The organism is Tardiphaga sp. P4_G1 (assembly GCF_056401215.1).
In genome coordinates this window covers 105,012-129,991 of record NZ_JBFUJU010000008.1, presented here as the reverse complement: position 1 = coordinate 129,991, position 24,980 = coordinate 105,012, and the positions used below count along the sequence as shown (strand labels likewise).

Genomic DNA, 24,980 nt, shown 5'->3' with positions numbered 1-24,980 from the left:
TAGGGGCCCGAGCCTTATAAGTCCGTCACATATATGGCGCTGCCAATGGGTCAGTCGCCTGAGACAGGGTTTTGAGCCCTCGCGCGAAGCGTGAGGGCATTGGGGGTTACCATGAGCCGTAAATATTTCGGGACAGACGGCATTCGCGGCCGCGCCAATGGTCTGATCACGCCGGAACTGGCACTGAAGGTTGGGCAGGCGGCAGGCTTGGTGTTTCAGCGCGGCGAACATCGTCATCGTGTCGTGATCGGCAAGGACACCCGGTTGTCCGGCTACATGATCGAAAATGCGATGGTGGCAGGCTTCACGTCGGTCGGCATGGATGTGCTGCTGGTCGGGCCGATGCCGACGCCCGCCGTGGCGATGCTGACCAAGTCGATGCGCGCCGATCTCGGCGTGATGATTTCCGCATCGCACAATCTGTTCGAGGACAACGGCATCAAGCTGTTCGGACCGCTCGGCTACAAGCTGTCGGATGATGTCGAGAAGCAGATCGAGGAATTGCTCGACGAGAATCTCGACAAGAGACTGTCGCAGAGCGCCAGCCTCGGTCGGGCGCGCCGCATCGACGGGGTGCATGATCGCTACATCGAATTTGCCAAACGCACGCTGCCGCGAAATCTCAGCCTCGATGGTTTGCGCGTCGTCATCGATTGCGCCCATGGCGCCGCCTACAAGGTGGCGCCGGAGGCGCTCTGGGAACTCGGCGCGGACGTCATCTCCATCGGTGTCGAGCCGGATGGTTTCAACATCAACAAGGAATGCGGATCGACCGCACCGGAAGCGCTGAGCCGCAAGGTGCGCGAGATGCGCGCCGATATTGGCATTGCGCTGGATGGCGACGCCGATCGGCTGATCATGGTCGACGAGCGTGGCCATCTGGTTGATGGCGATCAGTTGCTCGCCGTTATCGCGCAGAGCTGGAAGGAAGACGGACGGCTCGCCAAGCCAGGCATTGTCTCCACCGTGATGTCGAATCTCGGTCTGGAGCGTTTCCTGAAGGCGCAGGGCATCGATCTCATCCGTACGGCGGTGGGCGATCGCTATGTGCTCGAGCAGATGCTGCAGCACGGCTACAATGTCGGCGGCGAACCCTCCGGCCATATCATCATGTCGGACCATGCGACGACAGGCGACGGTTTCGTAGCTGCGCTGCAGGTGCTGGCCGTGGTGACCAAGCTCGGTCGGCCGGTGTCGGAAGTCTGCCACCTGTTCGATCCGCTGCCGCAGATTCTGAAGAATGTCCGTTATCGCAGCGGCAAGCCGCTGGATGATGCGGAAGTGAAGTCCACCATCGCTGCCGGTGAACAGCGCCTCAACGGCCATGGTCGTCTCCTGATCCGCCCGTCGGGCACGGAGCCGGTCATCCGCGTGATGGGAGAGGGCGATGACCGCGTGATGGTCGAGGAAGTGGTGGATTCCATCGTTGACGCGCTGGGCCACGCAGCCGCCGCGTAAGATTCCTGTTCGTTCGCTCTGGCCAAGGCGCCAGCACGATGACTGCCGAGCTGACATGAAGAGCTGTCTTGTCCGAATTTGATCGGGCGAGGCGGCTCTTTTTGCGTTTTGATAGTTCGCGTTGGAGCGCTTTCGAGCGAAGTGGGCACCGGTTCGCATCAAGGAAACGCGTCTCAAAAAAGCCGGAGCCTCGGTTCTGATCCGGTCAGAGCCGAAATCTCCGGGCAGGTAAGTCCTCGTTAACACCTGGCGATGCCGGTGCATTGCAGCGCGTTTTGATAGCAAGACATTGTTAGTAACTGTGGCGACGCAGTGGCGTGAAGGAATTTGCGTGCATTTTCGTCACCAAATATCAACCTTAAAAGTTAGGGTTAAGCGCCGCTTAAGGAGTTGGTGTCATCGTCCGTTTGTGAGTTTCCGAGTGTGAGGCCTCCATTAGTTGCCTCTTTGGCCCAAAAGGACGAAGCCAATGCGTAGCGTTAAATTCATTCTGGCCGCGGGCGCGGCTTCCCTGATGTCGACCGCCGTTCTCGCTGCCGACATGCCCATTGCTCCACCGCCTCAGATGTACGCGCCGCCGCCGGTCGAAGACTTCGGCGGTTGGTACCTGCGCGGCGATATTGGTTTCAGCAACCAGCGCGTCAAGAACATCGAGATGGGTGACGGTCGCAACGCCAATCTCCTCTCGCTTCAGCAGACCACTGCCTTTGATACGGCTGGCATCTTCCAGCTCGGCGTCGGTTATCAGTTCAACAACTGGTTCCGCGGTGACATCACCGGCCAATATCGCGGCAATTCGAACTTCAAGGGCACCGATCACGTGACGTTCCCGTCGAGCGGCCTCGTTGGTACCGGCGTGAACAACTACAACGCCACCAAGTCCGAATGGGTGGTGATGGCCAATGGTTACGTCGATCTCGGTACCTGGTGGTGCGTGACCCCGTTCGTCGGCGCCGGCGTCGGCATGGCTCGCGTCAATATCGGGAACTACACGGATAACGGTGCGATCAATGTCGGCTCCGCCGGCGGCGTGCCATTCATCGGCGGCCCGTTCCCGAGCTATGCCAGCGCGCCGGCAGCATCGAAGTGGAACTTCGCATGGGCCTTGCACACCGGTCTTGCTTACAAGGTCAATCCGGCAATGACCGTCGAACTCGGCTACAGCTACATGAACCTCGGCGATGGCCAGACCGGACCGGTCTCGACCTATGACGGCTTCACCCGCGGCGTGGCGATGCAGTTCAAGGACATCACCTCGCATGACCTGAAGCTCGGCGTGCGCTGGAACCTCGACAGCCCGCCGGCCTATGCGCCGCCGCCGTTGATCCGCAAGGGCTAAAGCTAAGCGGATTGCCTCAACTATCTTAAGAGACCTTAACGGCGCGGGAGATTCCCGCGCCGTTTTGTTTTGCACGGGTAGTATCATCGCAACCAATGATTAAGGTTAACAGCGGATGATCGGGACAGTTCGGTGAGTTGAGGAATTGTCGTGATGCGTAGACTTCTGATCGCTGCAGCGCTGCTGGGCGCAGTGCAAACCGCTCAAGCCGCCGATATGCCAGAATTCCCGGCGCTGCGCGGCTCGTTCCCCGAAGGACTAAGCTCAACGCGCTCGGTCTGGGAGGGCTACTATATCGGCGCCCAAGCTGGCGTCGGACAGTCCGACATGAATTTCACCGGGGCGACACGTACCCTCGCAGGCAGCCTGCTGGATGGCCTTGCAATGGAATCAGCCGGCCAGGTCTCGCAATGGCCATTGCTCGGCAAGACGTCGCGGCGAGGCGAGGGCTGGGGTGGCTTCATCGGCTACAATAGCCAGTGGGACGACGTCGTGATTGGCGTCGAAATGAGCTACATGCACGGCAAGTTCGGCGGCGACGCAAGCGGTTCGATGGGGCGCTCTTTCATCGATGCTCTCGGCTATACCAACGGCGTCACCTACGATGCCGCTGCGAAGATGTCGATTACGGATATGGGCACGCTGCGTGCCCGCGCCGGCTATGCCGTGGGATCGTTCTTGCCTTACATGTTCGGAGGTCTCGCGCTCGGACAGGCCGATATCGTTCGGTCAGCACGTATTCACGGGGTCGCCGTCAATGTAGCCGCAGCACCGGGCTTCCAGAACCTCCCGTTCGACTACAGCAAGACCGAAGGCCAATACAGCCATCTCATCTACGGCTACTCTGCTGGCCTCGGCGTTGACGTGAACCTGATCGGTGGGCTGTTCATGCGCGCCGAGTGGGAATACATCCGCTTCACCTCAACGGTCGATACCAATATCAATACCGTGCGAGCCGGCGTCGGCTACAAGTTCTGACCGGCCAAGGTCGCGCACGTTTGGCACGAGTTTGATCTCTGTTGACATGCCGTTTGACGAATGCTGCCTTACCGTGTCTGAGGATGCGGGGCAGTCATCATGAAAATCTACGGCGATCTGAATTCCGGCAATTGCCTGAAGGTGAAGTGGGTGAGCGATCACCTTAAACTTCCCTATACGTGGATTGATATCGACACCAGCAAGGGCGAGAGCCGGACGCCGGAGTTTCTGGCGCTTAACGGCGCCGGCCAGGTGCCGACCGTTGTGCTCGATGACGGCCGTCCGCTCGCGCAGTCCAATGCCATCATCCGCTATCTCGCCCGTGGCAGCGATCTGATCCCGACCGATGCCTATGATGCCGCCAAGATGGATGAATGGCTGTTCTGGGAACAATACAGCCACGAGCCCTATATCGCGGTGTGCCGCTATCAGATCGTCTATCTCGGCAGGGCGATTTCGGATCTCGATCCTGAGAAGCTCAAGCGCGGCTATTTCGCACTGGTGCGTATGGAGCATCACCTGACGACATCGCGTTTCCTTGTGGGAGATCGCGTCTCGCTGGCTGACGCATCGTTGCTGGCCTATACGCGCGTGGCCCATGAGGGGGGCTTCCATCTCGACGGTTACGCGTCGATCAGGCGCTGGATCGCCGACAGCGAGAAGGCATTGGGCCTCGTATGAGCACGAAGGTCGTACTGCGGCCGGCGCAGCGCCAGGACGTCGCTGCAATCGTGGCGATGTTGGCCGATGATGCGCTCGGCCGTGGCCGCGAGCGTATCGAGGATCCGCTGCCGCAATCTTATTACGAGGCCTTCGATAAACTCGCGCATGATCCAAATATCCGGTTGATGGTTGCAGAAGGCGGCGACGGCAGCGTGGTCGGATGCCTGCAGCTCTGCATCCTGCCGGGCTTGAGTTCGCAGGGCGCCTCGCGAGCGCTCATCGAGGATGTTCGTGTGTCGACGACGCTGCGCAGCCAGGGCACCGGCGAACAGCTGGTGCGATGGGCCATTGGCGAGGCACAGGCGAGTGGATGCAAACTCGTCGAGCTGCTGACGCATCAGACCCGGGTCGATGCCCAGCGCTTCTACAAGCGGCTCGGTTTTGCTGACAGCCATGTAGGCATGACGTTGCGGTTCTAGAACGCGTCATCATCATGTCGTCCGGCGGACGCCGCGCGGCGCCGTTCGTTGCAAGGCATCAGCAAAACCGGCGGTGGTACGCCGGGACGGGCGACGTCATCCGGCCATCAATCACGCGTGATAGCCCGGAAGTCGCTTGACGCTCCGGGTCGGTTCCCATATCCACGCCAGCGGGACACCTCCCCCCAACGGGAGGCTAGCTATCTGGAAGGATAGATTATGACTGCAGCGAAGCCTTCTTCGCGGCCCAACGTGCCGCATTTCTCCTCCGGCCCCTGCGCCAAGCGCCCCGGCTGGACCCCCGAAAAACTCACCGACGCAGCCCTTGGCCGTTCGCACCGTGCGAAGATCGGCAAGAACAAGCTCAAACTCGCGATCGATCTGACGCGTGAAGTGCTTGAAGTGCCCGCAGATTACCGCATCGGTATCGTGCCGGCATCGGATACGGGCGCTGTCGAGATGGCGCTGTGGTCGCTGCTCGGGCCGCGTCCCGTCACCACCATCGCCTGGGAATCCTTCGGCGAGGGCTGGGTCTCCGACATCGTCAAGGAGCTGAAGCTCAAGGACGTCACCAAGCTGCATGCCGGCTATGGCGAACTCCCCGACCTGTCGAAGGCCGATCCGAACTCGGACATCGTCTTCACCTGGAACGGTACCACTTCCGGCGTGCGCGTACCGAATGCCGACTGGATCAAGGCTGACCGCGAAGGCCTGACCATTTGCGACGCGACCTCGGCCGCTTTCGCGCAGCCGCTCGACTGGGCGAAGCTCGATGTCGTCACCTTCTCCTGGCAGAAGGCGCTCGGCGGCGAAGCCGCACATGGCATGCTCGTGCTGTCGCCGCGCGCTGTGGCGCGTCTGGAGAGCTACACGCCGCCGTGGCCGCTGCCGAAGATCTTCCGCATGACCAAGGGCGGCAAGTTGAATGAAGGCATCTTCGTCGGTGAGACCATCAACACGCCGTCGATGCTGTGTGTCGAGGACTATCTCGATGCGCTCGGCTGGGCCAAGTCGGTTGGCGGCCTCAAGGCGCTGATTGCGCGTGCCGATGCCAACACCAAGGCGCTCGCCGACTGGAAAGCGAAGACGCCGTGGATCGACTTCCTGGCAGCTGATCCGGCGATCCGCTCCAACACGTCGGTGTGCATGAAGGTGATCGATCCCGCGATCACCGCGCTATCGCCGGACGCGCAGGCTGACTTCGCCAAGAAGCTGGTCGCGGCTGTCGAGAAGGAAAATGCCGGTTTCGACTTCGCGCATTATCGCGATGCGCCGGCTGGTCTGCGCATCTGGTGCGGTGCCACAGTTGAAGCCAAGGACGTCGAGATCCTCACGCAGTGGATCGACTGGGCCTTTGCCGAGACCAAGGCTTCGCTCGCCAAGGCGGCGTAGTTGCTCTTAACCTCTCCCCGCCTAGCACAGCTTCGCTGTGCGCGGGCGGGGAGAGGTCGGACATCGCGCGAGCGCGATGTTCGGGTGAGGGGCATGGCACTCAACTCTCCTCACTCCTGCATTCTCGGGTCGAAAGCGGCCCCTCATCCCGACCTTCTCCCCGTAAGAACGGGGAGAAGGAGCCTGCTGCGTTTGTCGCGCCTACACCGGCTCCCATTTCGAGGATCACATCCATGACCGCCCCCAAAGTTCTCATTTCCGACGCTCTCTCTCCCGCCGCCGTGCAGATCTTTCGGGATCGCGGCATCGACGTCGACTTCCAGCCGAACCTCGGCAAGGACAAGGACAAGCTCGCCGAGATCATCGGCAACTATGACGGCCTCGCCATCCGCTCGGCCACCAAGGCGACCGCGAAGATCCTTGAAAAGGCGACGCGCCTGAAGGTGATCGGCCGCGCCGGCATCGGCGTCGACAATGTCGAAATTCCCGCGGCGACCGCCAAGGGCATCATCGTGATGAACACGCCGTTCGGCAATTCGATCACCACCGCCGAACATGCGATCACACTGATGCTCTCGCTCGCCCGCGAGATCCCGCAGGCCGATGCGTCGACGCAGGCCGGCAAGTGGGAGAAGAACCGCTTCATGGGTGTCGAGATCACCGGCAAGACGCTGGGCGTGATCGGTTGCGGCAATATCGGCGCCATTGCCGCCGACCGCGCGCTCGGCCTGCGCATGAAGGTCATTGCCTTCGATCCGTTCCTGTCGCCGGAGCGTGCCAAGGACATCGGCGTCGAGAAGGTCGAGCTCGACGACCTCCTCAAGCGCGCCGACTTCATCACGCTGCACACGCCGCTCACCGAGAAGACGAAGAACATCATCGATGCCGCTGCCATCGCCAAGATGAAGCCCGGCGTGCGCATCATCAACTGTGCCCGCGGCGGTCTGGTCGATGAGCAAGCGCTGGTCGATGCGCTGAATAGCAAGCATGTCGCCGGCGCTGCCTTCGACGTGTTCGTCGAGGAGCCGGCCACCAAGAACGTGCTGTTCGGCCATCCCAATGTGATCTGCACGCCGCATTTGGGCGCATCGACCACCGAAGCGCAGGAGAACGTCGCTTTGCAAGTCGCCGAGCAGATGTCGGATTATCTGTTGTCGGGCGCGATCTCAAACGCGGTCAACTTCCCGTCGATCACCGCGGAAGAAGCACCGAAGCTGAAGCCGTTCATCGAACTCGCCGAGAAGCTTGGCTCGTTCGCGGGCCAGCTCACCGAGACCGGCATTGCCAAGGTGCAGATCACCTATGAAGGCGCGGTGGCCGAAATGAAAATCAAGGCCTTGACCTCTGCAGCACTGAGCGGGTTGCTGCGGCCGATGCTCGGCGACGTCAACGTCGTCTCCGCGCCGGCCGTTGCCAAGGAGCGCGGCATGGTGGTCGATGAAGTGGTACGCGCGGCGCAGAGCGATTACGAAAGCCTGATCACCGTCACTGTTATCACCGAACGGCAGGAACGCTCGGTGTCCGGCACTGTTTATCATGACGGCAAACCGCGGCTGGTTGATATCAAGGGTATCCGCGTCGATGCCGAATTCGGGAAGTCGATGATCTATGTCACCAACGAGGACAAGCCGGGCTTCATCGGAAAGTTTGCCTCGCTGCTCGGCGATGCCAAGGTCAACATCGCAACCTTCCATCTCGGCCGCAACGAACAGGGTGGTGACGCCATCGCGCTGGTGGAGATCGACGGCGTTGTGCCGGCCGATGTGCTGAGCAAGGTGCAGGCGCTGCCGCAGGTGAAACAGGCCAAGGCGCTGACATTCTGAGTGTCTCTTACCCGAACTGACATTGCCGAAATCCCCGTCCGAAAGGCGGGGATTTTTTCGTTTTGCGGAAAATGTTCACATTCAGGTCGGCGCGGCAGGTTTGCCCCCGCCCCGCACGTGTAAGGATTTGGGAACACTACCCCGATACATTTTACTCCGAGGAATCAGCGATCGAAAATCGCACGCCCGGGGGAATACAGCCGTGAAGCTCGCCAATATCCGTATTACGTACAAGCTCGTCGTTCTGGTGGCCGTCACCATGATCGGCCTCTGCGCCGCGGGCATTCTGGCCGCCTATATGGTCAAGAGCGAGATGCTCTCCGCGCGAACCGAGCAGCTGAAGTCGATCGTCGAAATCGGGACCAACGTAGCGGCCAGCATCCAGAAGGATGTCGCAGCAGGCAAGCTCACCAAGGAAGCCGCGACCGCCGAGCTGGTACGCCGCATCGAGCCGATGACCTATGACAACGGCAACTATCTGTTCATCTACACGATGGACGGTGAGGTGGTTCATCTGCCGGGCTTCAAGCCGGGATCCAACCGGCTGGACGTCAAGGTCAGTGGCGTTGCCATTACGCGTGAATTCCGCGACGGCGTCGCAGCCAACGGCACGAAGATTCTGACCTACGAATTCCAGAAGCCCAATGAGCAGGTCCCGTCGCGCAAGATGGGTTATGCCGCGGCGCTTCCCGGCTGGAACATGTTCATTGCCACCGGCGCCTATCTCGATGACCTCGACGCTCATCTGAAACCGATCATCTGGGCGCTCGGCCTGGCCATGCTGGCCATTGCCGCAGTGGCGGGTGCGATCGCGTGGCTGATCGGCCGTAGCATCACCAAGCCGCTCGGCATGCTGGGATCGCGCATGGAGTCGCTCGCCAATGGTGCGCTGGATGAGGAAATTCCCGGCGTTGGCCGTAGCGATGAAGTCGGTGCGATGGCCAAGACGGTTCAGGTGTTCAAGGACAATGCGCTGCGTATCCGCTCGCTGGAACAGGTCGAGGCGGATGCGCAGGGCCGTATCGCTGCGGAGCGCCGCGCTGCCATGGAGGCGATGGCCACGGATTTTGAGCGTAGCGTGACGGGCATCGTCCGCTCGGTCTCGACCGCCGCGGTCGGCATGCAGAGCACCGCGCAGTCGATGACGGCGACGGCAAGCGATGCAAGCTCGCGCGCCGCGACGGTCAGTGCAGCTTCGACGCGCTCGTCCGACAATGTCAGCACGGTTGCGGCGGCTGCGGAGGAATTGTCGGCGTCAGTCAGTGAAGTGCTGCGTCAGGTATCGGCCTCCAGCGAGATAGCCAGCAAGGCGGTGGGCGATGCCGAGCGCACCAATGCGACTGTTCAGATCCTGTCGAGCGGCGCTGAGAAGATCGGCGAAGTCGTGCAGCTGATCCACAGCATCGCCTCCCAGACCAATCTGCTGGCGCTGAACGCGACAATCGAAGCCGCACGTGCCGGCGAGTCCGGCCGCGGTTTCGCGGTGGTGGCATCCGAGGTGAAGGCGCTGGCCAGCCAGACCGCCAAGGCCACCGAGGAAATTTCGGCGCAGGTCGCCGCCATGCAGGCATCGACCAGCGAGGCCGTTGCATCGATCGGCGCCATCACCGGCACCATCGCCCAGATGAGCCAGATCACCAACACGATCTCTGTGGCGGTGGAGCAGCAGGGCACGGCGACGCAGGAAATCGCCCGCAACATTCAGTCGGTGTCGGCCGGCGCGAATGAGATCAGCAATCATATCGGCGGCGTCAGCAGCGCAGCCGAGGCCACCGGCTCGGCGGCGTCACAGGTGCTGTCGAATGCAAAGGAGCTGGAGAGCCAGTCCGGCATGCTGCGCACCGCCGTGGATGAATTCCTCGCCAAGGTGAGAGCAGCCTGAGTCAAATCCTTCCCCGAGCGCGGCTTAGCTGCGCTCGGGGAGCTACAGGGCTGGGACTTGCCTGAACTATTGAGTTTCGGCCGCTGCGTCGTATCGCGGCACCACCAAATTTAAATCTGCACAATGATAGTTCATGGTGGTGCGCAGCTACCTGTGGCGGGATTTTTGGCGCATTCGAGGTAACCTATAACCGCGGTTGCAAAAGCGGAACTACACACCACTTCACGAACTCGAAACTACACCCTGCGATGGTGACTCGCTTATTTCAGCGCGCCTTACAGGGATACTTCCCATGAATCGTTTGAAAATTTCGATCGGCCTTCGCCTCTACAGCATCATTGGCTTGAGCTTTCTTGGCCTCGCCGGGCTGGCCTGGATGCAGCTGAACACCCTCGGCGACTCGCTCAAGCAGCAGCGCCAGAGCGAATTGACCCATCTTACGGAGCTGGCGCTCGGCATCGCGCAGGAAGAATACGCGACGATCCAGCGCAGCGGTGTGTCGGACGAAGCCGCGCGCAAGACCGCAGCGGCGCGTATCGGCAAACTGCGCTACGGCAATGGCGATTACTTCTGGATCAACGACCTGCAGCCGCGGATGGTGATGCATCCGATCAAGCCCGAGATGAACGGCAGCGATCTCTCCGGCAACAAGGATCCGAACGGCAAGCGGCTGTTTGTCGAATTCTCCGATGTCGTGAAGAAGCAGAAGGCCGGCTTCGTCGATTATCTTTGGCCGAAACCCGGCAAGGACGCACCGCAGCCGAAGCTCTCTTATGTCGTCGGTTTCGAGCCCTGGGGCTGGGTCATCGGCACCGGCGTCTATATCGACGACTTGCAGGTACAGCTCTGGGAGAGTGCGCGCACCGTGATGATCGCGGCACTCGCGGTCATTGTCATTCTCGGCGCGCTTGCCTGGATGATTGGCCGCAGCATCACCATCCCGCTTCGCCGGCTCGGCGCGCGCATGCGCGGTCTCGCCGATGGCGCGCTGGATGAAGCGATCCCCGACGTCGACCGCGGCGACGAGATCGGCGCCATGGCCGCAACGGTTCAGGTGTTCAAGGACAACGCGGTGCGCATTCGCGGGCTCGACAAGATCGAGGTGGAATCGCAGGCCCGTGCTGCTGCCGAACGCCGTGCGACGATGGAAAGCCTCGCCGATGATTTCGAGCGCAGCGTCAACGGCATCGTGCGTTCCGTCTCCACCGCCGCGGCTGGTATGCAGAGCACCGCGCAGTCGATGACGGCGACAGCAAGCGACGCGAGCTCGCGCGCATCGACGGTGGGTGCGGCATCGGCGCGCTCATCTGACAATGTCAGCACGGTTGCCGCCGCGGCTGAAGAATTATCAGCATCGGTCAGCGAAGTGCTGCGTCAGGTCGCAGCCTCCAGCGATATCGCCAGCAAGGCCGTGGGCGATGCGGAGCGCACCAATGCGACGGTGCAGCAGCTCTCCAGCGGCGCCGAGAAGATTGGCGAGGTCGTGCAACTGATCCACAACATCGCCTCGCAGACCAATCTGCTTGCGCTCAACGCGACCATCGAAGCGGCACGCGCCGGTGAATCCGGCCGTGGCTTCGCGGTCGTCGCGTCGGAAGTGAAGGCGCTGGCGAGCCAGACGGCCAAAGCGACCGAGGAAATCTCGGCGCAGGTTGCGGCGATGCAGGCGTCGACACAGGAGGCTGTCAACTCGATCAACGCCATCACGGGTACGATCGCGCAGATGAGCCAGATCACCACGACGATCTCGTCGGCAGTGGAAGAGCAGGGCTCGGCCACGCAGGAGATCGCGCGCAACATCCAGTCGGTTGCCGCTGGCTCGAGCGAGGTCAGCGCTCATATCGGCGGCGTCAGCGCAGCGGCGGAGGCAACGGGGCAGGCGGCAGGCATGGTGCTGTCGAATGCGAAAGAGCTGGACGGCCAGTCGAGCATCCTGCGCAAGGCGGTGGATGAATTCCTCGCGAAGGTTCGAGCAGCGTAAGGCCTTTCCTCTCTCTCGCGGAGAGCGAGCTCTTGTAGCGCTACAATCGTTGCTCATCATCAAGTATCACAGGCTCGATGATTTGCGGGTTTGGTTTGTAAAGAACAAAAAAAGGTCTGGTCGGTATTCTTCTCCTCAATTGGTATTTGCACCCGCGACCTTTTTTGGAGAACTCATTGTGAAGATAAGTAATCTGACGATCACGCCCAAGCTAGGTATTCTGGTGGGTGTCATGTTGCTTGGTCTGTGCGCGTCTGGCGTTCTCGCGGGATATTTCGTTCAGCGCGAGATGATGACCTCAAGGATCGAGGAGCTTCGCCACTTCGTCGATGCCGCGCGCAGCGTGGCGATCGGATTGCAAAAACAAGTCGACGCTGGCCAGCTCACCAAGGAAGCCGCGATGGCTGAATTCGGTCGTCGTGCAAACACGATGACCTACGACAACGGCGCGGGCTACCTGTTCGGCTCCATGATGGACGGCGTGACGGTGTTGTCGCCGGATGCCAAGCAGATCGGTCAGAACCGTCTCGATGTGGTGACCAATGGCAAGGCGATCGGTCGCGAGTGGCGCGACAGTGTTGCTGCCAAGGGCGAGCACACGATGTTCTACGACTACGTCAAACCTGGCCAGACAGAGCCGCTGCGCAAGGTTGCTTATGCCGCTGCGATCCCCGGATGGAACATGTATGTGGGCGCCGGAGCCTATCTGGAAGACCTCGACGCCAGGTTGAAGCCGATCGTCTGGGCGCTCGGTTTGGCGATCCTTGCTATTGGTGCGGTCGCGGGCGGCATCGCCTGGATGATCGGTCGCAGCATCAGCCGCCCGCTCGGTCAGCTCGGTGCGCGGATGCGCACGCTGGCCGATGGTGCGCTCGAAGACGACATTCCCGGGTCCGGGCGCGGCGATGAGATCGGTGCGATGGCATCGACCGTTCAGGTCTTCAAGGACAATGCGGTCCGGATTCGCGGGCTCGACAAGATCGAAGCCGAGACGCAGGCGCGTGCATCTGCCGAACGGCGTTCGACCATGGAGAGCATCGCCGATGATTTCGAACGCAGCGTCAACGGGATTGTTCGCTCGGTATCGACGGCAGCGGCAGGGATGCAGACCACCGCGCAATCCATGACGGCGACCGCCAGCGATGCCAGTTCGCGTGCATCGACGGTCGGAGCCGCGTCGGAGCGGTCGTCTGACAATGTCAGCACGGTTGCAGCCGCCGCTGAGGAATTGTCGGCTTCGGTCAGCGAAGTCTTGCGGCAGGTCTCGCAGTCGAGCCAAATTGCCAGCAAGGCAGTCGGCGATGCGGAACGCACCAATGCGACCGTTCAGCTGCTGTCCAGCGGCGCGGAGAAGATCGGCGAAGTAGTTCAGTTGATCCACAGCATCGCCTCCCAGACCAATCTGCTCGCGCTGAATGCGACCATCGAAGCGGCGCGCGCCGGCGAGTCCGGCCGCGGCTTTGCGGTCGTCGCCTCTGAAGTGAAGGCATTGGCGAGCCAGACCGCCAAGGCTACCGAAGAGATCTCCGCCCAGGTCGCCGCCATGCAGGCGTCCACCAGCGAAGCCGTGCTTTCGATCAGCGCCATTACAGGCACCATTGCGCAGATGAGCGAGATCACCACCAGCATCTCCACGGCCGTCCAGGAGCAGGGCGAGGCCACGCGGGAAATCGCGCGCAACATTCAGTCGGTTGCGGCGGGCTCCAGTGAAATCAGCGAACATATCGGCGGCGTCAGCAGCGCAGCAGAAGCGACCGGGACGGCGGCCTCGCAGGTGTTGTCGAATGCCAGGGAGCTTGACACCCAGTCCGGCATGTTGCGGACGGCGGTGGACGAGTTCCTGACCAAGGTGCGGGCTGCGTAGAGGCTCTTCTTCCCCTCTCCCCTTGTGGGAGAGGAAAGTAGATCGCGCTCGAACGTAAAAAGCCCTCCCTTGCGGGAGGGCTTTCGTCGTTCAGGCTGATGCCTGCTCGCGTTGCTTACTTCGCCTTCAGGAAGTCGGCGACTTCGAGCAGCACGAACTCGTTGTCATCGGCCTTGTTCGGCTCGCGGCTCGACGAGAACGGCAGGTTGTTGTCGTTGCCGACGATGATGTGGGTGGCATCAACCTGGTCGACGTTCTCGATGGTGAAGAACGGGAAGGTCAGCACGCCGTCGTTCAGCGGCTTGCGGGCCAGCTTGTTCGGGTCCTGGATCTTCATCAGGTCGATGAAACCAATCTTGCGAACGGGCTTGCCGACATTGGCGTCGTTCAGTTCGATCTTGTAGACCTTCTTGAACTTGGCGAGATCCGGGAAGCAGTCTTCACCGCGCTTGCCGTCGGCGCAGGCCTTGTCCTTGGTGCCTTCGCCGTTGTCGCGCTCGATGATCAGGCCGTTGTCGGCGGTGATCATGTTGAAGTCGCCAATGGCATTGCCGTTCTGTTCGAACACGTACTGCCAGTAGCGACCGGTGAACTTCTCGTTGGCGACGTCGAATTCCAGGATGCGCGAAGCTTCCTTACCGTCGACCTTCTCCCAATCCTTCTTCTCGGCATCCCAGATCGGGCCTTCGAGCAGGCCGTAGAGGAACTTGCCATCCTTCGAGGAGGCGAAGCCTTCATAGCCCTTGGAGCGGCGCAGGTTGACCGTGGTGTAGGTGGCGCCCGGCGCGCCCGGCGACTGCACCGACCAATGGTCCGGCGAACGCACCGGCTTGCCGTCGGCGACGGTGTCAAACACAGCCAGCACCTTGCCGGTCTTGTCGGCCTTGATGATGTAGGGGCCGAATTCCTCGCCGATCCAGAAATTGTCGCCGACGATCTGGAAGCCTTCGGTGTCGACATCTGCGCCGGTCAGGTAGCGCTTGGCGGTGTCTTCATGGACGATGCGGAACGGCACCTTCTTGTCGGGATCGTGCAGGAACACGGTGGCCTGACGCTCGACCTTGCCGTTCTTCCAGTCGATCTTGTGATGATTGAGATAGATCATGTAGTCGGCCGAATTGTAGCGCGAGCCGGCGCCATTGTCGGTCAGCACCCAGAACGAACCGTCGGGCATCACCTTGATGCCGGAATGGCCCTGCAGCGGCTGGCCCTTCATCGGCAGCGAGATGCCGGTGGCGCGCTCATAGGACTTGCCCATCACGGTGCCGAGCGCGTAGACGCGCTTGCCGGTCGTGTATTTGCCCGAGGTCTTCAGGTCGTTCGGCGCATCTGCAGGCGCATCGATGGTCGACGTCGCCGGCAGCACGGCATGGCCGGCGAGCTTGGCTGGAAATTCGCCTTCCGACTGCGCAAAGGCTGCGGAAGAAAGCATGACGAGGGAAGCGACGGAGCAGAGGAATGTGCTGCGCATGGTTGTCTCCTTTGTGGTGACCATGCGGCGTGTTCTGGGGCGCGGGCGTTACGCTGCGCTGACAGTTCCGTGACAAGAAAATGACGAGAGGGGAAAACCCTGCGACATGCAGTCGCCGAGTCTGCGGGTTAGGCGCGGTTCCTCTTCGTTCAACCCACGCAAAACCATCGTCATGGCCGGGCAAAGCGCGAAGCGCGGCTTCGCTGGATGTCCCGGCCATCCACGTCTTCTTTGTGACCGAGACGTAGATACCCGGCATTCGCCGGGTATGACGAACATAGCTGCCGTGCGGTTCTATCTGAAATGCGCCTACTGCTTCTCGATCCCCGCATCCGTGATCAGCTTCTCCCACACCTTGAGCTGATCCTTCAGGAAGGTGTCGAACTCTTCCGGCGTACCGGAGAAGGCTTCCATGCCGCGGTTGGCGAGGTCTTTCTGGATCTCGGGGCGTTCGACGATCTTGCGGATTTCGGCGTTGAGCTTGACGATGATGTCCTTCGGCATGTTGGCCGGGCCGAGATAGCCCTGCCACGAGGTGATGTCGAAGCCCTTCACACCGGCCTCGTCCATGGTCGGCAGATCCGGCAGGAGCTTGGAGCGATACTTGGTGGTCACCGCGAGCGACTTCAACGCCTTGGCGTTGACATGCGGCAGGCCGGTCGGAACGTCGACGAACATCATGCTGACACGGCCGGCGATGACATCCGTGAGCGCCGGCGGTGAGCTCTTGTAAGGCACGTGCAGGAGATCGAGCTTGGCGAGGCGGGCAAAGGTCGCGCCCGAGACGATCGCCGACGAACTGCCCGATGCGTAGGAGTACTTGCCCGGCTCTTTCTTGGCGAGCGCGATCAGCTCTTCCACGGAGTTGGCGGGAATCTCGGGATTGATCACCAGCATGAAGGGCAGGTCGCCGGTGCGCGCGATCGGCGTGAAATCCTTGATCGGATCATAGCTCATGGTCTTGAGCAGAAAAGGATTGGCCGAATGCGTCGTGTTGGTCGTGACGAACAGCGTGTAACCGTCGGCGGGGGCGCGAGCGACGAAACTGGCGGCGATCGAACCATTGGCGCCGGCCTTGTTGTCGATCACGGTGTTGGCGTTCAGCGCGGTGCCGAGCTCCTTGGCGATCAGGCGCGTCGTGGTGTCAGTGCCGCTGCCGGCGGCGAAAGGGAGAACCAGCGTGATCGCCCGGTTTGGATAGTTCGCGGTCTGTGCAATGGCGTTCGGCGTCGCCAACAGCAGCGCTCCGATAAACGATGCGCTCGCCACACCGCGAAGAACTGAAAGTCCGTGCATTCCGCTTTTCTCCCTGAATCGGCCTTGGTAGCCCATATTTGTTGCGGGCAAACTAGCGGAGGTCGGTGACGCACGGAAGCGGAAAGGTATGCCGTTCAGGTGAGCGCGCTGTCGATGGTGTAGGCCATGCATCGATTTCTGCTGCACCGGGTCGACCTTATCGCGTTCGTGAGCGACAGCACCTGCAGACGGCCGCTGATCCGCAGCGTCTCCGCGTCGGGGTCGATGCGAATGCCGGGGCGTCTGGAGCACGCGCGGTCGTTTCGTCGCGGTGCTGCTCGTCGCCGCTATTACTTCCCGCCCAGTGACAGGTTCAGCGCCGCCCAGGGACAAAGCTCTTTGACAAAGGCAAGGCAGCTCTTATATAAATTAGAATAATTCTAAATTATATAAGATATTGATATGAAAGCGTTTTCTGACCTCACCGAACGCGAGGTGCTGGCGGTTGCGATCTCCAGCGAGGAAGAGGACAGCCGGATCTATCTCAGCTTCGCCGAGGATCTGGCAGAGCGCTATCCCGATTCCGCGAAAGTCTTCAGCGAGATGGCCGAAGAGGAAAAGGGCCATCGACATCTGCTGTTGCAGATGTATGAGGAGCGCTTCGGACCGAACCTTCCGCCGATCCGGCGCGAAGACGTCAAGGGCTTCATCCGCCGCCGACCAATCTGGCTCACGCGTAACCTGTCGCTCGACACTATCCGCAAGGAAGCCGAGAGGATGGAGTTTGAGGCCGAGCGTTTTTACGCCAGGGCTGCCGAGCAGGCGACGGATGTCGGCGTTCGCAAGTTGCTGGGCGATCTGGCCGAGCTGGAAAAAGGACACGAGCATCTCGCGGCCAAATTATCGGATGCCATCCTGACGTCCGACGTTCGTACGATCGAGGACAACACCCGCCACCGGATGTTCGTCCTGCAATATGTCCAGCCAGGTCTTGCGGGCTTGATGGACGGCTCCGTATCGACGCTGGCGCCGCTGTTTGCGGCCGCGTTTGCAACACATCACAACTGGCAGACATTCCTTGTTGGCCTCGCCGCGTCGATCGGCGCCGGCATCAGCATGGGTTTCGCCGAAGCATTGTCGGACGATGGCTCCATGACCCGACGCGGCTCGCCGTGGTTGCGTGGCGGCATCTGCGGGCTGATGACGACGCTGGGCGGTCTCGGCCATACTCTGCCTTATCTCGTGCCGGACAGCTGGCCGAATGCATTCTGGATCGCGACGGCCATCGCGGGTGTTGTCGTTTTTTTCGAACTCTGGGCCATCGCCTATATCAGGGCGCGCTATATGGATACGCCGTTCCTGCAGGCCGTCTTTCAGGTGGTGCTTGGCGGCGTCATCGTTCTGGCGGTGGGAATATTGATCGGAGGCGCGTAGTGGGTAGGGAGGCGTCAGATGGCGTCGTTGCGCGGGATGGCGTAGGTTCTATGCGCGGGAAACCCTGCTGCTCGTCCCGCCGATGATGAGTGTGTGCGATGCATGATCGCGGCAGGTGCGATCGCGGGCAGCTTACGGGTGAAGGAGCGTCCCATGTATGCTGCCATTCGTCAGAGCAAGGCAAAGACCGGCATGGCTGAGGAACTGACGCGCAGGATCAAGGAAGGTGCCATTCCGATCATCAGTGATGTCGAAGGTTTCATGGCCTATTATGTGGTCTATGCGTCCGACGATACGGTGACGGCGATCAGCATCTTCAACAATTTCGCGGGCGCCGAGGAGTCGAACCGACGCGGGCTCGCGTGGAGCGAACAGAATCTGGCGCCCTTGCTGATTGGACCAGCCACAGCGATAGCCGGGCCGGTTATTGTTCATACGTTGGCATAACGCGCGCGGGACAGGCGCTATGCCGGGCGGTGGCATGTGCGCGTAGATTACTCGCTAGATTCTCAATCTCCCAGCAGGCGCTTCGCGCCGGCGATTGCGCGGCGCGCGACTTCTTCGGGGCCGCGCTCCCGGGTCAGCGCATCCATCGGCACTTCGAGCGCGACCGGAATATGCTTCGGCAAGTGCGCGGCGATGGCGCAGAGGTCGATGCCGCCGTCGCCGGGTGGCAGCCGTTCAGCGCGCGCGGTGTGCAGCAGTCCTTCCACCGTGCCAGGCTTCTCCGCCGGAGCATCGCAAAAATGGAAAAACGGCAGCAAGTGCGATGGCATGTCGTCGAGTTCGGCGAGGCTGCTGTCGGAGCGGTCGAAATGCAGCGTATCGACAAGGATACCCGCATTGGCGCGGCCTGCGGTCTCGACGATGGCGCGCGCCTTGCGCAGGTTCGACACATTGGTCCAGGGAAAGAACTCCATCACCGGCATGATGCCGTATCGCGCCGCAAGATCGGCGATGGCCGCCAGTCGGTCGGCGAGGCGGGACAAGTCGGGATCATAGGGCGCGACGATGACATGGCGGGCTCCGAGCTCCGCGCCGGCGGTGAGTATCGGCTCAAGCGCCGCGACGTCGATCCCGGGCGTGATCTTGACGAGTTCAATATCGAGCACGTGCAGTCCGGTATCGGCGAGACGCGCCTTGGTTTGCTGCATCATCGCCTTGTCGTTCATCAGCGGGTAGCCAGGGCTTTCCACGGTCACGGCTATCAGTCTCAGTCCGACACTCCGGTAGCCGCAGCGCGCGGCAACGTCGATCATCTCTGGCGGCGCCAGCGATAGCACGGTGAGGTGGGCGAGCGAGAAAACGGTCATGTGATGTTTCTACTCCCGATGTCAGGCTGGCCGGAGCGGATGTTCGGCCTATCGCCGTGATGCGATGAATACGCCCGACAGCACCAGCACGTAGCCGATAAGGTGAAACAGTTGCGGCTGTTCGCCGAGAAACGCGATGGCCAATACCGATCCGAACACCGGCATGAGATGCAGAAATGGTGCCGCCCGATTCGGGCCGATCAGTGCGATGCCGCGATTGAAGAACAGATAGGCCAGCGCTGACGGAAAGATCATGGCATAGGCGAGCGTCAGCAGCGTTACGGTGTCGAAGATCAGCGGTGAACCGGAATTGAGTTCCCAGATGCTGACCGGCAGGGTCAGGATCGCGCCGCCGGCGGTGGTGAAAGCAATAAGCGACATCGGGTGCGTCACCGGCCGCCGCAGCATCAGCGCCGAATAGATGCCGAACACCAGGAGCGCTGCGAACAGCATCGCATCGCCCTTATTGATCTGGATACTGGCCAGCGCGGTGAGATCGCCGCGCAGGATGATGATCAGCACGCCGGCCATGGAGACCACAATGCCGAGTAGTTGTGCCAGCGTCAGCCTCACGCCGAACAGGATCAGCGTCCACAGCGCGACACAGAGCGGGCCCGACGACTGGATCAGCAGCGCATTCAGGGCCTGCGTGTATTTCAGGCCCCAATAGGCCAGCACCGTATTGGCGGCGAAGCCGGTCAGCGCCAGCATGGTCATGAGAGAAAGCTGGGCGCGGAGAACCGGCCAGTCCGTGCGCAGATGCGTCCAGGCGAAGGGCAGCAACAGGAAAAAGGCTCCGATCCAGCGCACGCAGGCCAGTGTCACCGGCGGGACGTCGCCGGCGACATAGCGGCCGAGCACGATATTTCCGGCCCAGAACAGCGAGGTGAGGCTGAGCAGGAGATAAGGCTGGTTGGCGAACCAGCCGACGATCGTTTGTCGCGGCGGAGCGGAAGGGGTCATCGGCTCGATGGTCAATGCAGCCTTCCATAGGCGGCAGTTCGCCGGGTGGCACAAGCCACGCTGGCGCGCGGGCACCATGCGCGGCAGCGGAGCGCGCATCGGTAGATGCGTCGAATGGACGCCAGGAATGAGCCTCGATTCAGGTATTTAGATGCCGAAAAACACGCAAAATCAGACGATTATACCTTTTCCGCCAGGCGAACATTAACTGCTTTCGAACGGCTAGCCGATAGAACTGAATCACAATGATGGAACTTGTTTCTTGAATTGCGGGTCCGGATACCTCGTCGACGTTGTGCAGTGAGTGTGTCTGGAGCCGTTCGGCTTTGAGCGCACGACCGAGGGGTCGGCGCGACAGGAGATCGCAATGCCATTGTCCGCCTCCCAACCCAAACCCGGCCGCCGGGGTCTCGGTCTTGGCCCGCGCATCATGTTGATGACGGTCTCCGGCATTCTCATCCTCGGCATCTGCATCACGTTGGTCGCCAAATATGTGCTCGAACAGGGCGCTGCCAAATCCGCGACGGAGCGGGTCGAGACCAATATGCGCGTCGCCTGGAACGTGCTGCGTGAGAGCGGCGACAAGTACAGTATCGCGGATGGCAAGCTGCTGGCGGATGGCAAGCCGCTGAACGGCAATTTCGCAGCGGTCGACAAGATCAAGACGCTGGTCGGCGGCACCGCAACGATCTTCATGAATGATACCCGCATCTCCACCAATGTGATGAAGCCGGATGGCACCCGTGCCATCGGCACGCAGCTGGCGAAAGGGCCGGCCTATGACGCGGTCTTCAATGGCAAGACCGCGTTCCGTGGTGAAGTGGCTATCCTCGGTGAGCCGTATATGACTGTCTATGATCCGATCTTCGACGCCAGCCGCAACGTGATCGGCATTCTCTATGTGGGCATCAAGAAGGTCGAGTTTCTCGAAACCGCCAACGACACGCTCTGGACCATTATCTATGCGACGCTCGGCGTGATGCTGCTCGCCATCATTGTCAGCTATGTTGTGGCGCGCAGCAGCGTGGTGCGTCCGTTGAAGGCAAGCATCGCCACGATGAACAAGCTCGCCAAAGGAGACCTCACCGTCGACGTTCCGGCAAGCAAGCGCGCCGACGAGATCGGGGAGATCATGACGGCGCTGAGTGTATTCAAGGAGAACGGCCTCGAAGTCGAGCGCATGAAGGTCGCGCAGATCGCTACGGAAAGCCGCACGGCCGAACAGCGCAAGGCGGATATGATGAAGCTCGCCGCCGATTTCGAAGGCGCCGTCGGGCAGATCGTCGAGACCGTGTCATCCGCCTCGAAGGAACTGGAAGGTTCGGCCACCACATTGACGGCAACATCGGATCGCTCGCAGGCTTTGGCGATCGCTGTGTCGGCGGCATCGGAAGAAGCTGCCACCAACGTGCAGTCGGTCGCATCCGCCACCGAGGAAATGTCGTCGTCCGTGCACGAGATCAGCCGTCAGGTGCAGGGCGCCGCGCGCATTGCCAGCGAGGCTGTTGCGCAGGCTGACAATACCAACAACCGCGTCGGCGAACTGGCGACGGCCGCGGCACGCATCGGCGATGTCGTCGAGCTGATCAACAATATCGCGGGCCAGACCAATCTGCTGGCGCTCAACGCGACCATCGAGGCCGCGCGCGCCGGCGAAGCCGGTCGCGGCTTTGCGGTGGTTGCCGCGGAAGTGAAGGCGCTGGCCGAGCAGACTGCAAAGGCCACGGGTGAAATCAGCCAGCAGGTCTCGGGCATCCAGAAGGCGACCGAGGATTCGGTATCGGCCATCAAGGAGATCTCCATGACTATCGGCCAGATGTCGGAGATCGCCTCCGCCATTGCATCGGCCGTTGAAGAGCAGGGCGCCACCACACAGGAGATTTCGCGCAACGTGCAGCAGGCCGCAGCAGGCACGATGCAGGTGAGCGCGAACATCACCGACGTGCAGCGCGGCGTCGAAGAAGCAGGCTCGGCGTCATCGCAGGTTCTGTCCGCGGCACAGTCGCTGTCCAGCGAAAGCACGCGACTGAAGCAGGAGGTCGGCAACTTCCTGCGCTCGGTGCGCGCCGCGTAACTATCCACCGGGAAAGACAAGAATCGCGCGCGCGACGGCGCCCCAGATGTTTCCGGGCAGAGACAATCGTCGCGCCCTGGCTGCATCTCGCTGAGAAATAGCCGCTAAATTTAGAACCATTAAAATCTGCGGCAGTGATGTCACACTGCCGCAGAATGCTTGTTGTTTGGAATGCTTCTATTGGCGGTGACGCTGCCGTCCCTCTAACCCCGATCCATCATATGAGGCATCCATCATCGAATATGTCGATGCGGATGAGATTTCGGGGATCACCTTGAACAACATCATTCGTCTGTCGCGTTTCGCACTTTTGTCGTCGGTCTGCGTGCTCAGCGTTGTCACGCTCGATACGTCGCTGGCGCAGTCCAGTTCCACGCAGAGCGGCGCGCAGCCGCTGCCACCCGTGGTCGTTAATCAACCGCAGCAGCGTCGCCGTGCGACGGCGGCTCCAAGCCGCACGCCCCGCGCCCGCACCGCCGTCGCGCCGCGCCCGGTGGCGCAGCCCCCGCGCAGCAACGTGTTCGTGGAAAGCCCGCGCGGCCCTATCCAGGGCTACGTCGCCAATCGCAGCTCCACCGGCACGAAGACCAATACGCCGATCAACGAGACGCCGCAGTCGATCTCGGTCATCGGTGCGGAACAAATCCGCGATCAGAAGCCCACCAAGCTCGACGAAGTGTTGCGCTACGCGCCTGGTGTTTTCGCAGGCACGTTCGGCTCCGATACCCGCAATGATTGGTTCCTGATCCGCGGCTTCAAGGCCGACGACAACAGCGTGTTCCTTGACGGCATGCAGTTGTTCGCCACGGCGTTCGCGACATGGAAGCTGCAGCCTTTCAACATGGAGCGCGTTGAGGTTCTGCGCGGGCCGTCGTCCGTGCTGTACGGTGGCAGCAGCACTGGTGGTATCGTCAACGTAGTGAGCAAGATGCCGCCGGCCGAGCCGATCCGCTATATGGAGGTCGGCGTCAATAATTATGGCAACAGCTATCTGTCATTCGATGTCGGTGGCCCGGTCGCAACGCCGATCGAAAACGGCAAGATCTTCACCCGACTGGTCGGGCAGGTGAAGGGCGGCGACACACAGACTGACTATATTTCCGACAACAACTACTTCATCGCGCCGTCGATCACCTGGAAGCCGGACGCGGATACGTCGCTGACAGTTCTGGCATCTGCTTCGAAGAACGACTCGCGGGTACAGGGCTTCCTGCCTTATACCGGGACCGTGGTCGCCGCGCCCTACGGCCGCATCGGAACCGGCTTCTTCGCCAGCGAGCCGAGCGCCGATCGCTTCACGCGCGAACAGGAAATGCTTGGCTATCTGTTCGAACGACGCTTGTCGGACAGTGTTACTTTCCGCCAGAATGCGCGTTTCGCACACACGGACGTCAATCTATCGACGCTGCAGGGACTTGGTACCAATGCGACCGGCGATCTATCGCGTTTGTATTTTGCGACCCGCGGTATCGCTAACCAGGCCAACCTCGATAATCAGGTTGAATATCGCTTCAACACCGGCGCAGTGCAGCACACGACACTGTTCGGTCTCGACATGCGCTACTACCAGATCAGCGATTTTCAGGCCTCGCTGTTTCCTGCCACCTCGATCAATGTCGTGAATCCAGTCTACACGCCGAACGCCCAGTTCGCTGGAGTGCCTTATCGCGATGGCACCCTGACGCAGAAGCAGCTCGGCGTATATGCCCAGGATCAGATCAAGCTCGATCGCTTCACGCTCGTGCTGAGCGGCCGCAACGACTTCGTCACGACGGACGATGTCAGCAGGCTGGGCGCTGGATCCAGCGCAACCCGCGAAGACAGCAAGTTCACTGGACGCGCCGGGTTGATCTACAATTTCGACAACGGTCTCGCGCCGTATGTCTCCTACGCGACCAGTTACAATCCGCTGACCGGTGTGGTGTTCTCAACGGGAGCACTGCGGTTGCCGGAGACCGGACAGCAGACCGAGGTTGGCGTCAAATTCCAGCCCAATGGCTTCAACGGTCATTTCGGCGTGGCTCTGTTCGACCTGAAGCGACAGAACACGCCATCGACTGACTTTCCCAACTCGAACCTGCCAGCGCAGCTTGGCGAGGTAACGTCGCGGGGTATCGAGCTTGAGGCCGTCGCCAATCTGGCGCCGGGCTTCAAGGTGGTCGGCTCGTTCACGTCCTATAATCTCTTCATCAGTCAGGATCTCAATCCGCTGCTGATAGGCAAGGTCCCGACCGCTGCGCCGCGTCAGCTGGCATCGGGTTGGGCGGACTATACGTTCCAGTCAGGTGCGTTCGCTGGCTTCGGCTTCGGCGGCGGCGTACGCTATGTCGGTGCGTCCTATGCCGATCCTGCCAATCAGCAAGCGGTTCCGTCGCGTGTGCTCGGTGACCTTGCAGTTCACTACGAGTGGCAGAACTGGCGCTTGGCGGTCAATCTTCAGAATGTCGCGGACGAGATCTATGTTAGTAGCTGTTCTGATCCGAACTCCTGCTTCTACGGCGATCGCCGCCGCGTGACCGGCAGCATCGGCTACAAGTGGTAACGGTACGGGCGAGCGAGACCACACGACAGTAGGTCGCTGTACGTCACGCTCGCCGCACGGTCGCCACGTCAAAATGATCTGCTCATGT

General features: G+C 61.2%; 18 protein-coding genes. 14 read left to right on the top strand and 4 right to left on the bottom strand.

Annotated elements, in window-relative coordinates; all coding sequences use genetic code 11:
• Positions 1-111: 111 nt before the first annotated feature.
• The 10 genes from glmM to AC1DUY_RS19920 all read left to right on the top strand — a co-directional run bounded on the left by glmM (position 112) and on the right by AC1DUY_RS19920 (position 13,859).
• Entirely contained in the window at positions 112-1,458 is a 1,347-nt protein-coding gene (gene glmM / locus AC1DUY_RS19965) for a phosphoglucosamine mutase (RefSeq protein ID WP_068731229.1), read from the top strand.
• Between the two features lie 469 nt (positions 1,459-1,927).
• Entirely contained in the window at positions 1,928-2,797 is an 870-nt protein-coding gene (locus AC1DUY_RS19960) for an outer membrane protein (RefSeq protein ID WP_068731233.1), read from the top strand.
• Between the two features lie 153 nt (positions 2,798-2,950).
• Positions 2,951-3,775 (top strand): outer membrane protein, encoded by an 825-nt coding sequence (locus tag AC1DUY_RS19955; protein ID WP_439057384.1) that lies wholly within the window; start codon positions 2,951-2,953, stop codon positions 3,773-3,775.
• Positions 3,776-3,874: 99 nt separating this feature from the next.
• Positions 3,875-4,456 carry a glutathione S-transferase family protein gene (locus AC1DUY_RS19950; RefSeq protein ID WP_439057385.1) on the top strand — a complete coding sequence of 194 codons (582 nt, stop codon included), beginning with the start codon at positions 3,875-3,877 and terminating at the stop codon, positions 4,454-4,456.
• Entirely contained in the window at positions 4,453-4,917 is a 465-nt protein-coding gene (locus AC1DUY_RS19945) for a GNAT family N-acetyltransferase (RefSeq protein WP_439057386.1), read from the top strand. The genes AC1DUY_RS19950 and AC1DUY_RS19945 overlap by 4 nt, the downstream gene beginning before the upstream one ends.
• A gap of 219 nt (positions 4,918-5,136) precedes the next feature.
• Positions 5,137-6,309, top strand: a complete 1,173-nt coding sequence (locus AC1DUY_RS19940) for a phosphoserine transaminase (RefSeq protein WP_320447052.1) — start codon at positions 5,137-5,139, stop codon at positions 6,307-6,309.
• Positions 6,310-6,542: 233 nt separating this feature from the next.
• On the top strand, positions 6,543-8,132 hold the full coding sequence (gene serA, locus AC1DUY_RS19935; RefSeq protein WP_089261694.1) for a phosphoglycerate dehydrogenase: 1,590 nt from the start codon (positions 6,543-6,545) through the stop codon (positions 8,130-8,132).
• Between the two features lie 202 nt (positions 8,133-8,334).
• Positions 8,335-10,014: a methyl-accepting chemotaxis protein gene (locus AC1DUY_RS19930; RefSeq protein ID WP_231077898.1), complete on the top strand. Its 1,680-nt coding sequence runs from the start codon at positions 8,335-8,337 to the stop codon at positions 10,012-10,014.
• A gap of 292 nt (positions 10,015-10,306) precedes the next feature.
• Complete coding sequence (locus tag AC1DUY_RS19925; RefSeq protein WP_478116469.1) at positions 10,307-11,995, top strand: cache domain-containing protein; 1,689 nt, start codon at positions 10,307-10,309, stop codon at positions 11,993-11,995.
• Between the two features lie 178 nt (positions 11,996-12,173).
• On the top strand, positions 12,174-13,859 hold the full coding sequence (locus tag AC1DUY_RS19920) for a methyl-accepting chemotaxis protein (RefSeq protein ID WP_478116467.1): 1,686 nt from the start codon (positions 12,174-12,176) through the stop codon (positions 13,857-13,859).
• A 115-nt stretch (positions 13,860-13,974) separates the two neighbouring features.
• Here AC1DUY_RS19920 and AC1DUY_RS19915 read toward each other — a convergent pair whose 3' ends face one another.
• Together AC1DUY_RS19915 and AC1DUY_RS19910 are read right to left on the bottom strand one after the other, a co-directional pair.
• Positions 13,975-15,330 carry an esterase-like activity of phytase family protein gene (locus AC1DUY_RS19915; protein ID WP_478116465.1) on the bottom strand — a complete coding sequence of 452 codons (1,356 nt, stop codon included), beginning with the start codon at positions 15,328-15,330 and terminating at the stop codon, positions 13,975-13,977.
• Positions 15,331-15,639: 309 nt separating this feature from the next.
• The gene (locus AC1DUY_RS19910) at positions 15,640-16,626 is read right to left on the bottom strand and encodes a Bug family tripartite tricarboxylate transporter substrate binding protein (protein WP_478116463.1); all 987 of its coding nucleotides are present in this window, start codon (positions 16,624-16,626) and stop codon (positions 15,640-15,642) included.
• A gap of 402 nt (positions 16,627-17,028) precedes the next feature.
• Between AC1DUY_RS19910 and mbfA the strand changes: the two genes are divergently transcribed.
• Both mbfA and AC1DUY_RS19900 read left to right on the top strand, forming a co-directional pair.
• Positions 17,029-18,000 (top strand): iron exporter MbfA, encoded by a 972-nt coding sequence (gene mbfA / locus AC1DUY_RS19905; protein ID WP_478116461.1) that lies wholly within the window; start codon positions 17,029-17,031, stop codon positions 17,998-18,000.
• A 153-nt stretch (positions 18,001-18,153) separates the two neighbouring features.
• Complete coding sequence (locus AC1DUY_RS19900; RefSeq protein WP_089263582.1) at positions 18,154-18,447, top strand: antibiotic biosynthesis monooxygenase; 294 nt, start codon at positions 18,154-18,156, stop codon at positions 18,445-18,447.
• Between the two features lie 62 nt (positions 18,448-18,509).
• On the opposite strand, the gene AC1DUY_RS19895 is transcribed toward AC1DUY_RS19900, so the two are convergent.
• Complete coding sequence (locus AC1DUY_RS19895; protein ID WP_478116459.1) at positions 18,510-19,313, bottom strand: sugar phosphate isomerase/epimerase family protein; 804 nt, start codon at positions 19,311-19,313, stop codon at positions 18,510-18,512.
• A gap of 48 nt (positions 19,314-19,361) precedes the next feature.
• Positions 19,362-20,276: a DMT family transporter gene (locus AC1DUY_RS19890; protein ID WP_478116805.1), complete on the bottom strand. Its 915-nt coding sequence runs from the start codon at positions 20,274-20,276 to the stop codon at positions 19,362-19,364.
• Positions 20,277-20,643: 367 nt separating this feature from the next.
• Between AC1DUY_RS19890 and AC1DUY_RS19885 the strand changes: the two genes are divergently transcribed.
• Positions 20,644-22,350, top strand: a complete 1,707-nt coding sequence (locus AC1DUY_RS19885; RefSeq protein WP_478116457.1) for a methyl-accepting chemotaxis protein — start codon at positions 20,644-20,646, stop codon at positions 22,348-22,350.
• A 274-nt stretch (positions 22,351-22,624) separates the two neighbouring features.
• Positions 22,625-24,892 carry a TonB-dependent siderophore receptor gene (locus AC1DUY_RS19880; protein WP_478116455.1) on the top strand — a complete coding sequence of 756 codons (2,268 nt, stop codon included), beginning with the start codon at positions 22,625-22,627 and terminating at the stop codon, positions 24,890-24,892.
• Positions 24,893-24,980 lie beyond the last annotated feature (88 nt).

Coding starts and splice junctions, on each gene's coding strand:
- AC1DUY_RS19910 (WP_478116463.1), bottom strand. CDS start 16,626: ATGCACGGACTTTCAGTTCTTCGCGGTGTGGCGAGCGCATCGTTTATC.
- AC1DUY_RS19940 (WP_320447052.1), top strand. CDS start 5,137: ATGACTGCAGCGAAGCCTTCTTCGCGGCCCAACGTGCCGCATTTCTCC.
- AC1DUY_RS19900 (WP_089263582.1), top strand. CDS start 18,154: ATGTATGCTGCCATTCGTCAGAGCAAGGCAAAGACCGGCATGGCTGAG.
- glmM (WP_068731229.1), top strand. CDS start 112: ATGAGCCGTAAATATTTCGGGACAGACGGCATTCGCGGCCGCGCCAAT.
- AC1DUY_RS19955 (WP_439057384.1), top strand. CDS start 2,951: ATGCGTAGACTTCTGATCGCTGCAGCGCTGCTGGGCGCAGTGCAAACC.
- mbfA (WP_478116461.1), top strand. CDS start 17,029: ATGAAAGCGTTTTCTGACCTCACCGAACGCGAGGTGCTGGCGGTTGCG.
- AC1DUY_RS19895 (WP_478116459.1), bottom strand. CDS start 19,313: ATGACCGTTTTCTCGCTCGCCCACCTCACCGTGCTATCGCTGGCGCCG.
- AC1DUY_RS19960 (WP_068731233.1), top strand. CDS start 1,928: ATGCGTAGCGTTAAATTCATTCTGGCCGCGGGCGCGGCTTCCCTGATG.
- AC1DUY_RS19885 (WP_478116457.1), top strand. CDS start 20,644: ATGCCATTGTCCGCCTCCCAACCCAAACCCGGCCGCCGGGGTCTCGGT.
- AC1DUY_RS19915 (WP_478116465.1), bottom strand. CDS start 15,330: ATGCGCAGCACATTCCTCTGCTCCGTCGCTTCCCTCGTCATGCTTTCT.
- serA (WP_089261694.1), top strand. CDS start 6,543: ATGACCGCCCCCAAAGTTCTCATTTCCGACGCTCTCTCTCCCGCCGCC.
- AC1DUY_RS19945 (WP_439057386.1), top strand. CDS start 4,453: ATGAGCACGAAGGTCGTACTGCGGCCGGCGCAGCGCCAGGACGTCGCT.
- AC1DUY_RS19950 (WP_439057385.1), top strand. CDS start 3,875: ATGAAAATCTACGGCGATCTGAATTCCGGCAATTGCCTGAAGGTGAAG.
- AC1DUY_RS19890 (WP_478116805.1), bottom strand. CDS start 20,276: ATGACCCCTTCCGCTCCGCCGCGACAAACGATCGTCGGCTGGTTCGCC.
- AC1DUY_RS19925 (WP_478116469.1), top strand. CDS start 10,307: ATGAATCGTTTGAAAATTTCGATCGGCCTTCGCCTCTACAGCATCATT.